Here is a 10,740-nt window from a genome sequence, read left to right as displayed (position 1 = left end):
GCCATTGGCCGGAGCTGCATCCGCACAGGTCGGCGTGGCCGGTTCTTCAACGTGGTGGACCTGGTCAACCGGCTTGAGGCTGACAGTCGGGCGGCAAGGGCGGGTCGGCTGGCCGAACAACTCGGCCGACTGGACTTTGTCATCCTCGACGAACTGGGATACCTGCCCTTTGCCCAGTCTGGCGGACAGTTGCTGTTCCATATGATCAGCCGCCTTTATGAACAGACCTCGGTCATTGTCACCACGAACCTGTCCTTCGGTGAATGGGCCAGTGTATTCGCCGACGCCAAGATGACCACGGCACTGCTCGACCGTCTGACCCATCACTGCGACATCATCGAGACAGGGAACGAAAGCTGGCGGTTCAGGAACCGTAACTGAACCTCTCTCCAGATCCATACCTGCCCCGGCCTGTCTCCTTACGCCTACGGCTTCAGGAGACAGGCCGGGCCTTCAACAGGGGGTTAATATTGCATGCCGATCAGGGGTTATTTTTGAGTGCCGATTGACAGGGTGGTATCCACCCTGCACGACAGGGGTGGCCGGACTGTTCCTGATAAACCCCTGCAATCCAGACAGTTTTCATCAAGCCTGGACCGTGTGACAGCCCTGCGTCCGCGTCCGGATCACAGCCGCTTTTCCAGAATGGGTTGACATTCGTCACCGTGCCAGAACAAATAACGAACACGATCACTGATTCCGTGTCAGAAGCACCCGAATGGACTGTCCGACCCCATGCCCGCACCCGAACCCCGTCCCGCGCTGGAGGCGCTGAGAGCACAGGTCAGCCGCCTCGAAGGCCAGGGCCGACGCAGGCGGGGCGTGCTGCCCTTCGGCATGCCCGAGATTGACGGTCGCCTGCCGGATGGTGGCCTGGCGCTGGGCGCGCTGCATGAGGTGGCTGGTGGCGGTAATGATGCCCTGAATGCAGCGGCATCCGGGCTGTTTTCCGCCGGGATCGCTGCCCGGACACGCGGAAAGGTGCTGTGGATCGCCACCCGTCAGGACCTGTATGCCCCGGCACTGCAGCAGGTCGGGCTGTCGGCGCAACGGACCATTTATGTCGCGGCCAGTTCGGACGTCGATGTCCTGGCCTGTTTCGAGGAGGCATTGCGTCATCAGGGATTGGGGGCAGTCGTGGCCGAGGTGGCCCGCCTGTCCATGACCGCCTCACGCCGCCTGCAGCTGGCGGCCGAGACATCTGGCGCGCTGGGCATCGCCATCCGACGCTGGCGATGGCAGACGGATGCGGCCGATTTCGGCCAGCCCACTGCTTCAGTCACCCGGTGGCGGGTCTCGGTCCTGCCATCCGTGTCGTTGCCGGTCCCCGGCGTCGGCCGGTCCCGCTGGCTGCTGGAACTCATCCGTGCCCGCGCGGGCGAATGCGCCGATTTCGAAGTGGAGGCCTGTGATGCCAAAGGGAGACTGGCACCGTGTCGTCTCACTCTACCTGCCGCTCTGGCCGACAGACCGGCTCAGGAAGCGGCTGGGCACCGACGCGCCCGCGCCTGACCGCCCACTGGTGCTGGCCGGGCGGGAAGGGCGGCGACGGGTCATCCTGTCGGTCGATCTCGCCGCCCGCAGGCTGGGCCTGCGCCCCGGCACGCCTGTCGCGAAAGCGCAGGCGCTCCATCCTGATCTGCTCATCATGGATGCCGACCCGGACGGTGACCAGGCAGGGCTGGAGCGGCTGGCGCTGTGGTTCCAGCACCGCATCGCCCCCATCGTGGCCCCCGATCCGCCAGACGGCATCGTGCTGGATACGACGGGTGCCGATCACCTGCATGGGGGTGAGGCCGTCATGCTGGAGAACATGGTCACGCGCCTGAAGGAGTCCGGGATCACGGCCCGGGCCGCGATTGCCGATACGTGGGGCGCCGCCCATGCGTTGGCGCGTTATGGCCGGGGACGCATCACCCTCGTGCCGCCCGGTGAAACGTCGGCAGCGATTGCCGACCTGCCCATCGAGGCCCTGCGCCTGCCAGCGGATATCATTGGTGGCCTCCATGGGCTGGGCGTGTCACGCATCGGCCCGCTGGCCGGCACGCCGCGCGCACCGCTGGCCCTGCGCTTCGGCCCGGATGTCGCCCGTAGGCTGGACCAGGCTTTCGGGCGGCAGGCGGAAGCCATTGTCCCGGTCCGGCTGCAGGCGCCGGTGCAGGTCAGCCGGAACTTTGCCGAACCGATCAGCGCGGCCGAGACCATTGCCCGCTACATCACCAAACTCGTGCCGCCCCTGTGCGCCGGGCTGGAGGAACGCGAGCAGGGCGTGCGCCGCCTCGACCTGCTGCTGCACCGGGTGGACAGCCGCACCGAGGCCGTCCGCGTGGCCACAGCCATGCCGGTGCGGGACGTCAGACGCCTGACCCGTCTGCTCTGTGACAGGATCGAGATTATCGATCCGGGCTTCGGGATCGAGCGCATGGTGCTGACCGCGTCACTGGCCGAGCCGATCCTGCATCGCCAGGGTGTATCCGCCCTGATCGAGGAAGAAGAAGCCGACGTTTCCGACCTGATCGATACCCTGGCCAATCGTGTCGGCATGCAGGCCCTGTATCGCTTCGCCCCGGTGGAAAGCGACGTGCCGGAACGGGCCGTCTGCCGCGTGCCCGCCCTCGCACCCGAAGATACACGGGAGTGGCCGGATCACTGGCCGCGCCCCACGCGCCTGCTGCCCCGTCCCGAGCCGATCCAGACCATGGCGGTGTTGCCCGACCATCCGCCGGTCTTCTTCATCTGGCGCGGCATCCGCCGTCGGATCAGATGCGCCGATGGCCCCGAGCGCGTCTTTGGCGAATGGTGGAAAGGGGATGCCGAACTGACCACCGTGCGCGATTACTTCCGGGTGGAGGATACCAGCGGCGAGACATTCTGGGTTTACCGGACCGGGGATGGCGAACATGGCGAGACCGGTTCGCAGGGCTGGTTCCTGCACGGTCTCTTTGAATGAGCATGCCATACGCCGAACTGCAGGTGACGAGTTACTTCTCGTTCCTGCGCGGCGCGTCCTCACCGATTGAACTGTTCGAGCAGGCGAGGGCCCTTGGCATTGAAGCGCTGGGCATCTGCGACCGCAATTCCCTGGCAGGCATGGTGCAGGCCCATGTGGCCGCGAAAGAGACCGGTATCCGCCTGGTCGTGGGCTGCCGTCTCGACCTTGCCGATTTCGCGCCCGTGCTGGTCTACCCAACGGATCGGGCCGCCTATGGTCGCCTATGCCGACTACTGAGCCTCGGCAAGGCCCGGGCCGGGAAGGGGAAGTGTCATCTGCTCTGGGAGGATCTGGTAGCATGGGGCGAAGGCCTCCTTGTGATCCTGCTCCCGGATACGGCGGATGATGCCTGCGCCCTGCATCTGCGCAAGCTGAAGGACGCCTTTGCCAACCGGACCTCCATGGCACTGACCCTGCGGCGCCGGCCCAATGACCAGATGCGGCTGTATGAGCTGGCGAACCTCGCCCAGCAGGCGCGGGTACCAACGGTCGTGACCAATGACGTGCTGTTCCACACCCATGATCGGCGCATCCTGCAGGATGTGGTGACCTGTATCCGCAACCACACCACCATCGACGAGGCCGGCTTTACCCGCGAACGCCATGCGGACCGCTACCTCAAGCCGCCCGCGGAAATGGCCCGGCTGTTCAGCCGGTATCCCGAAGCGGTGGCCCGGACCATGGAGATCGTGGAGCGCTGCCGCTTCAGTCTTGATGACCTGGCCTACCAGTATCCAGACGAGGTCTCCGTTCCTGGCCAGACGCCGCAGCAGGCGCTCGAAGCCCTGACCCGGGAAGGGGCGGCAGCGGCCTATCCCGAGGGTATTCCGCCCAAGGTCAGGAAAACCCTCAGCCATGAACTCGCCCTGATCGGGCGCATGGATTATGCGCCGTATTTCCTGACGGTCCACAGTATCGTCCGTTACGCCCGATCACAGGGCATCCTGTGCCAGGGGCGGGGATCGGCGGCCAATTCCGCTGTCTGCTACGTGCTGGGCATTACCGCCATCGATCCGGCACGGACGTCGCTGCTGTTTGAACGGTTCGTCTCCGAAGAGCGCCGCGAGCCGCCCGATATCGACGTGGATTTCGAACATGCGCGCCGGGAGCAGGTGATCCAGTGGATTTACGGTCATTATGGCCGCAACCACGCTGCCCTTACCGCCGTGGTCACGCGTTATCGTGCGAAAGGGGCGTTGCGCGATGTCGGCAAGGTCATGGGCCTGCCCGAAGACCTGATCCGCACCCTGTCCGGCCAGATCTGGGGCTGGGGGCGCAAGCTGGATGAGGACGCGCTGAATGAGACGGGGATCGACCTGTCCGACCGGCGCATCCGGCTGACGCTGGATCTGGCGCGCTGCCTGATCGGCGTGCCGCGCCACCTGTCGCAGCATCCCGGCGGGTTTGTCCTGACCCGTGACCGGCTGGACGAACTGGTGCCGATCGAACCGGCGGCCATGGACGCTCGCCAGATCATCGAATGGGACAAGGACGATATCGACGTCCTGAAATTCATGAAGGTGGATGTGCTGGCCCTTGGCATGCTGACCTGCATGAAGAAGGGGCTGGACCTTCTGGCCGAACACAAGGGACAGCATTACACGCTGCAGACCATCCCGGCCGAGGATCCACGCACCTACGCCATGATCCGGAAGGCCGATACGATCGGGGTGTTCCAGATCGAGAGCCGGGCGCAGATGTCCATGCTGCCGCGTCTCAGGCCCCGGGTGTTCTATGATCTGGTGATCGAGGTGGCCATCGTCCGGCCCGGTCCCATCCAGGGCGACATGGTGCATCCCTATCTGCGCAGGCGTGCCGGGCAGGAAAAGGAAGTCTACCCGGCGCCGGAACTGGAAAAGGTGCTCAGGAAGACGCTGGGCATTCCGCTGTTCCAGGAACAGGTGATGCAGGTGGCTATGGTCTGCGCCGGGTTTTCGGCGTCCGAGGCTGATCAGCTGCGCCGGGCCATGGCGACGTTCAAGAATACCGGCACGGTCTCGCGCTTTCGCACGCGCCTGATCGAGGGCATGACAGCGCGGGGTTATCCCGAGACCTTTGCCGAGCGTATCTTCCAACAGCTGGAGGGGTTTGGCAGTTACGGCTTTCCCGAAAGCCATGCCGCCAGCTTCGCCATTCTGGCCTATTCGTCGTCATGGATGAAATGCACCCATCCGGATGTGTTTCTGGCAGCACTCCTGAACAGCCAGCCCATGGGCTTCTATGCCCCGGCGCAGCTTGTGCGCGATGCGCGCGAACATGGGGTCGAGATCCGGCCGGTCTGCATCAACGCCTCGCGCTGGGACAGCATACTTGAAGGCCCGGAGCGGAATGACGGGCTGTTTGCCGTCCGTCTGGGCATGAACCTGGTGAAAGGGCTGGCCAATGAGGATGCCGCCCGCATCGTAGCCGCGCGGGTCGACCGATCCTTTGTCTCGGTCGACGATTTGTGGCGCAGGGCAGGGGTGAAGGTTACGGCTCTGACCCATCTGGCCGAGGCGGACGCTTTCCGGCCGGGGCTGGGTCTGGCCCGGCGCGAGGCGCTGTGGGCGATCAAAGCACTACGTGACGAACCCCTGCCGCTGTTTGCCGCGGCCGCCGTCATGCGTGAGGCGGAAGAACCTGATGTGCTGCTCCAGCCCATGCGGGACGGGGCCGAGGTCGCGTGCGATTACAACCGCACCGGCCTGACCCTGCGGGATCATCCTCTGGCCTTCCTGCGTGCCGACCTTATCGAGCGCGGGATGGTGACGTGTCGGCAGGCCTTCGAGGCAAGGGACAGGAGCAGCCTGTCGGTGGCTGGGCTCGTGCTGGTTCGTCAGCGGCCCGGTTCAGCCGAGGGTGTGGTGTTCATGACGCTGGAGGATGAAACGGCAGCGATCAACGTGATCATCTGGCCTGATATGTTCGAGCGTTTCCGCCGTGTGGTCCTGTCTGGCCAGATGCTGGGAGTCGTGGGGCGGCTACAGAAGGAAGGCGAGGTGGTACATCTCGTGACACGTGAGATTGTGGATCTCTCCCACCTGCTGGCCGATGTCGGAAACCGCTCTCTGCAGGTATCCCGAGACATCGATCAGGGACGTGCTTCTGAAAATATCATTGTAAAAGCGCGAAATTTCCATTGAATACCGAAATGAAATGCCAGCTTCGGTACGTGAAATTTGTTTCGATCCTTTTTTCCCTCGAGATGTGGATCTTGCCGCGAAGGTGATCATTTTCGTTAATCAGATCGAGGAGGACACAGCGGACCGTCCAGTTTCCTGATTGCAATCGTAATCCGCTCAGCGCCGCGACACACGTTCTCAACGTGGTGGCCGTACAGCCCGGATTCATCGACTAAATACTATCTCTTCATGAATGAGATTCGGAAAATAACACAGAAATATCGATATATTAACAGTAAAATGTAAATAATAGGATTATTTATAATAAATATTATAAAATAAATTACTGTATTGTGATATGCTCATATATTAGTTCCATGGAATATGTGTTTTTCCTGATATTATCATTTATATGTATTTTTGTTTCCATTTTCTATTCCTGCTGCCGTCCAGCTTATTGTCTGCTTCTACGAGCTTATATGTTGGTTCCTGACCAGCATTCGGTAGATCGTGGCTTTGTGTACCCCAAATTTTGCAGCTACCTGCGCGACCGAGAGGCCATCTTCGGTTACCATTCGGCAGGCTAGAGCGCGTCCACTGAACTATGAACCATGCGGGGTGACACGGGGCGTGGATTGTGATTCACCGTTTCCATTGATGGAGATGGTGATGGCGCGAGCATTGAGTGACGATCTTCGGGTGCGCGTTCTGGAAGCTGGAGCAGCGGGCGGGTCAGCCCGTTCATTGGCGAAGCGGTTCGGGATCGGGATTTCGACGGCGATCCGGTGGCTTCGGCGTGAGCGTGAAAGCGGCGAACGGACGGCGCGCCGTCAGGGCAAGCCGCGGGGTTCGAGGCTGGACGGGCATGAAGCCTTTATCGTCGGCATGATCGAAGCGCAGAAAGATATCACGCTCAACGAGATGGTGGCGCGCCTGAAGGGGGAGCAGTCCGTCGGGATCGGCCGCAGCATGCTCAGCCGATGGCTGCGGCAGCGCGGGTGGACATTCAAAAAAAGACCGCACATGCATTGGAGCAGGAGCGCGAAGATATCCTGAAACGTCGGCAGGACTGGTTCGACGGCCAGCCTGACCTCGATCCGCACCGCCTGGTCTTCATCGACGAAACCTGCCTCTCCACGAAGATGGCCCGTCTGCGTGGTCGCGCTTTACGCGGAGAACGCTGTCGGGCAGGCGCTCCTCATGGCCATTGGAAAACCACCACTTTCACCGCTGGCTTGCGCCTCACGGGCATGACCGCACCCTTCGTGCATGATGGCGCCATGAACAGCGAGATGTTTCAGGCCTATGTGGAGCATGTTCTCGTGCCAACGCTGAGCCCGGGCGATATCGTCGTGCTGGACAATCTGTCCGCCCACAAGGTGCCGGGAGCGCGAAAGGCCATCGAACGAGTGGGAGCACAGATGATGTTCCTGCCTCCCTATAGTCCCGATTTCAACCCGATCGAAATGGCATTCGCCAAGCTCAAGGCCCTTTTACGCGCCAGGGCAGCAAGAACCGTCACAGCCTTATGGGACGCCGCCGGATCAGTCCTGGATGCTTTCACTCCTGACGAATGCGCCAACTTCTTTACAGCCGCTGGATATGAGCCGGAATAAAGTGGACATGCTCTAGAACCGTTTCCGGCTGTGCCAGCTTTGCGGGGCGTCCCATATGAACTCCTCGAGCACGCGCGAGCTCACGACCCGCTGCGGTGCGCTCTCGGATCTGGACTCGCTCAAACTCCGCTATGCCAGCAAATACGGTCAGGATCATCCGCCCTGCTGGAGACGTCGTATCCGCCCATGGTTCAGAAAGGGAACGAAATCCGGTCTGTTTCTTTTGGAGGTACTCCGTAATTTCCAGAAGGTGTTTTGTCGACCGTGCCAGGCGGTCAAGTCTATGGACAATTACCACGTCTCCCCGCCGGACTTTTCTCAATAACCGATTAAGTTCTGGGCGTTGTCGCTCCGCGCCAGAAACTTTTTCCTGAAAGATGTAATCGCACCCAACCTTGCATAGATGCTCCAATTGCACGTCTAGGTTTTGTTCGTCCGTGCTTACGCGTGCATAGTCAATCAGCATTATATCGTCATTCAGTATTATATTTCAGAGAGATATAAGATTTCACCACGAAATACCTGTATAGGTATTATTCGCATAAATCTTAACTTCTGATGCCGTCGATTTTCTCTATAGAACACAAAAGGAATCCGCAAATGGTTTTTTCCATTACGAATAAGATGAAGAGTACATTTAATCCGTACCATATTACTCTTTAACTATACTATCATCTTTCATATCGCACATCTTAAGACTTACGCGAATAAAGGTGGCGAAATTATGGAGCGCAGTACGGGCAGGCAGGTCAGTCTGCGTAGCGACCTTTGGGAGAAGGAAGTCTGCAATGGCTTCTATGTTCTTAAGCATGCGCTGCTCGGCGTCGCAAAAAGCGGGGCATTCGCAAAGCCCGAAAACGTACGTGGCCACCCGCCTCGGATGGTGGCTGGCCCCGGCTCATGGCTTAAGAGACTGTTTCAAAAGTCTAAACGTTTGAAAAAATTAGATTAGCATCCCGGTTGCACCGTCGACGCCTTGCGTTCTACAAGGCCATATCAGAAGGTATCCGTCTGGCGATCTGGTTACCATAAGGACGACACAGCATGGGCATTCCAAGCGATCCGCTCTTGGACATCATTCGACGGTCCATAGCCAACTTGGAATTCATCGAAGCGAATTATGAGACCCACGCGCTGTATGAAGTGACCCAACTCGTTAATACATTCTTGGGGGCGCTCATCCATCCCTTTGAGAAGTCATCGAAAGGGAAGCATTTCATTGAATATTTCTCGAACAAACCAGTCCCGATAGACGTTCATTACAAGATCATTTTAGAAGAAAATATCTCCTATTATGGATTTGTGAAATGCATCCGTCACGCACTGGCGCATGGGAACATCAGGTATAACGCCGATAAAATAAAGAGAATACAATCTATAGATTTTTGGAACAAGGAAGATAACAAGAAGACGTTCAGGTGTACAGTTTCAGTAGATCAAATGAAGCGCCTTCTTGTGGACTTCAAAGTTTGTCTTGAACAGATATATAAATAATTATATCCCCACAATAAGGCTTATCGAGCGGCGTCGATCGCACCAACTACTTTCCCTTTATTCTCTTCGCAGGACTGCTGGTGCAGCATATCACGATTAAATGTCGGCCATAAAAAAATGATCTTGGAAGGACCGGGAGAAGGATCAGAAGCGGGAATGGCAGAAATACTCACTTTTCCCTCATGTTTGAAAGCTTGGAGGAAACCTAATGCAGAATTTCCATCCAGATTGAGTTTAAAACTATCATGGTCCAATGATGAGCGAGTCATGGTACCACGGTAATAATTTTTATTATATTCAAAAATAATACTAAAAATCTGATTGGAGTCCTTCCCTTTTATTTTTGTCGAAGATACAACAAAGTCAGATTCATCGCCATTTGTCATTATATCTACTGTATCATCAGCATTATCTTGTATACTATTTCTAGTTATGCAAAGGAAAGTATCCCCTTCTACCCCAGCAAATTCAGTGCCCCCATCTGCAAAATGATAGGCTTTCATTGGGACATCTGCACGAGCTTCTTGCACGCATAAGCCTGCAAATAAAGCTAAACAGAGTTTGATAGCTTGGGCGCGTATAGAGTATTTTCTTTTTAATAAATAATTCATATCACATATCCATACTAAATGTAGATAATGTATATCGCATTCTAATTACGAAGATGACTCTGCAATTCCCTTGTCATTTCCATGCCTTCTTGCATCATATCATCCATTGAAAGCATTTTAACGTCAGTAGAATTGATCCCAACTTCTCGAAGCCTTTGATAACCATTTGTCACATATACAGCTTTACCCACACCCGTTACGGTACCCATACAGGATGATCCGTTCTGAGTAGGTACAGAACAAGACATAATCTCTTTCCTCTCTGCAATGGGAAGAGTTGCAGCACTGAACCAAACAGACTTTCGGTAATCTATTTGATCAGGGAATATATTGCAGCTATTCAAATCTTTGCAGTATATTATTCCTTTAACAGATACTCGTTTCCCAATTACTTCATCTCCATAACTCATGAAGTCTTCGGGAGTCAGTGCTGACATTTCAGCTTTGCGTGCTGAAGAGTAACTTGACGTATCTGGCTTCGGGGCAGGTTCATTTGCTGTTTCAGGATGCTCTGGATCAATTACTTTCGTATAGCCCGGTGCTGGGCCTTTATTAGCCACACAGTCATTAAAATGCTGCATATATTCACCCGCATGAAACCAGTTTATGATCGGGGAAGTGACAACATCGTTCGATAGAAACTTATTGCTCTTAACTTTAGAGCCTGATCCGAAAGTTTTTGAACAATACCAGCCTGTTGTGATTCATCCGTCTTTACGAAGAGATGGAGTGAATGGTGACATGGACTGGTATTGCCCGACGTGAACATAGCCGGGAAGGACTGCGATATCCATCGGATATGATGGACGGGGAATGGGCTTTGATCATGCCATTTGTGCCCCCTGCGAAACGGGGCGGTCGCCCTCGCACGACGGATATGCGCGAGGTGGTCAATGCGATGCTCTACATAGCCTCGGCCGGGTGCG

General features: G+C 57.3%; 10 protein-coding genes and 1 pseudogene. 7 read left to right on the top strand and 4 right to left on the bottom strand.

Features of this window, described 5'->3' with window-relative positions:
* The 4 genes from CFR80_RS15335 to CFR80_RS15320 all read left to right on the top strand — a co-directional run.
* The coding region (locus CFR80_RS15335) for an ATP-binding protein (RefSeq protein WP_181418227.1) at positions 1 to 381 on the top strand (381 nt) is incomplete at its 5' end.
* Between the two features lie 354 nt (positions 382 to 735).
* Entirely contained in the window at positions 736 to 1,512 is a 777-nt protein-coding gene (locus tag CFR80_RS15330) for an ImuA family protein (RefSeq protein WP_110507647.1), read from the top strand.
* Positions 1,412 to 2,950: a Y-family DNA polymerase gene (locus CFR80_RS15325; protein ID WP_258367858.1), complete on the top strand. Its 1,539-nt coding sequence runs from the start codon at positions 1,412 to 1,414 to the stop codon at positions 2,948 to 2,950. The genes CFR80_RS15330 and CFR80_RS15325 overlap by 101 nt, the downstream gene beginning before the upstream one ends.
* Positions 2,947 to 6,114, top strand: coding sequence for an error-prone DNA polymerase (locus CFR80_RS15320; protein WP_110507646.1), 3,168 nt, complete (start codon positions 2,947 to 2,949; stop codon positions 6,112 to 6,114). Before CFR80_RS15325 ends, CFR80_RS15320 begins: the two co-directional genes overlap by 4 nt.
* Positions 6,115 to 6,560: 446 nt before the next feature.
* Here CFR80_RS15320 and CFR80_RS15315 read toward each other — a convergent pair.
* Positions 6,561 to 6,674 (bottom strand): annotated as a pseudogene (locus CFR80_RS15315) (helix-turn-helix domain-containing protein); the annotation flags it as partial.
* Between the two features lie 88 nt (positions 6,675 to 6,762).
* On the opposite strand from CFR80_RS15315, the gene CFR80_RS15310 reads away from it, so the two are divergent.
* Positions 6,763 to 7,709, top strand: a protein-coding gene (locus CFR80_RS15310; RefSeq protein WP_232276022.1) for an IS630 family transposase whose coding sequence is annotated in 2 segments (ribosomal slippage) — positions 6,763 to 7,102 and positions 7,102 to 7,709 — 948 coding nt in all. Because the reading frame shifts where the segments join, the coding sequence is not laid out codon by codon here.
* Here CFR80_RS15310 and CFR80_RS15305 read toward each other — a convergent pair.
* Complete coding sequence (locus CFR80_RS15305) at positions 7,681 to 8,175, bottom strand: recombinase family protein (protein WP_110507644.1); 495 nt, start codon at positions 8,173 to 8,175, stop codon at positions 7,681 to 7,683. The genes CFR80_RS15310 and CFR80_RS15305 overlap by 29 nt on opposite strands.
* A gap of 578 nt (positions 8,176 to 8,753) precedes the next feature.
* Here CFR80_RS15305 and CFR80_RS15295 point away from each other — a divergent pair.
* The gene (locus CFR80_RS15295) at positions 8,754 to 9,203 is read left to right on the top strand and encodes a HEPN family nuclease (protein ID WP_019092331.1); all 450 of its coding nucleotides are present in this window, start codon (positions 8,754 to 8,756) and stop codon (positions 9,201 to 9,203) included.
* Between the two features lie 20 nt (positions 9,204 to 9,223).
* Here CFR80_RS15295 and CFR80_RS18985 read toward each other — a convergent pair whose 3' ends face one another.
* Both CFR80_RS18985 and CFR80_RS18980 read right to left on the bottom strand, forming a co-directional pair.
* Positions 9,224 to 9,814, bottom strand: coding sequence for a hypothetical protein (locus tag CFR80_RS18985; RefSeq protein ID WP_146221675.1), 591 nt, complete (start codon positions 9,812 to 9,814; stop codon positions 9,224 to 9,226).
* Between the two features lie 41 nt (positions 9,815 to 9,855).
* Complete coding sequence (locus tag CFR80_RS18980) at positions 9,856 to 10,395, bottom strand: hypothetical protein (RefSeq protein WP_146221674.1); 540 nt, start codon at positions 10,393 to 10,395, stop codon at positions 9,856 to 9,858.
* Positions 10,396 to 10,547: 152 nt separating this feature from the next.
* On the opposite strand from CFR80_RS18980, the gene CFR80_RS15290 reads away from it, so the two are divergent.
* On the top strand, positions 10,548 to 10,740 hold a 193-nt coding region (locus tag CFR80_RS15290; protein WP_146221631.1), incomplete at its 3' end, for a transposase.

The organism is Komagataeibacter oboediens (genome assembly GCF_003207815.1).
GTDB classification, from domain to species: domain Bacteria; phylum Pseudomonadota; class Alphaproteobacteria; order Acetobacterales; family Acetobacteraceae; genus Komagataeibacter; species Komagataeibacter oboediens.
The sequence above is the reverse complement of the archived record's forward strand: the minus strand, read 5'-3'. Positions and strand labels throughout refer to the sequence as shown.

Bases quoted from the DNA above. Each gene is read 5' to 3' on its own strand.
- CFR80_RS15320 (WP_110507646.1), top strand. From the start codon at position 2,947: ATGAGCATGCCATACGCCGAACTGCAGGTGACGAGTTACTTCTCGTTC.
- CFR80_RS15295 (WP_019092331.1), top strand. From the start codon at position 8,754: ATGGGCATTCCAAGCGATCCGCTCTTGGACATCATTCGACGGTCCATA.
- CFR80_RS15305 (WP_110507644.1), bottom strand. From the start codon at position 8,175: ATGCTGATTGACTATGCACGCGTAAGCACGGACGAACAAAACCTAGAC.
- CFR80_RS15325 (WP_258367858.1), top strand. From the start codon at position 1,412: ATGCCAAAGGGAGACTGGCACCGTGTCGTCTCACTCTACCTGCCGCTC.
- CFR80_RS15330 (WP_110507647.1), top strand. From the start codon at position 736: ATGCCCGCACCCGAACCCCGTCCCGCGCTGGAGGCGCTGAGAGCACAG.
- CFR80_RS18980 (WP_146221674.1), bottom strand. From the start codon at position 10,395: ATGCAGCATTTTAATGACTGTGTGGCTAATAAAGGCCCAGCACCGGGC.
- CFR80_RS18985 (WP_146221675.1), bottom strand. From the start codon at position 9,814: ATGAATTATTTATTAAAAAGAAAATACTCTATACGCGCCCAAGCTATC.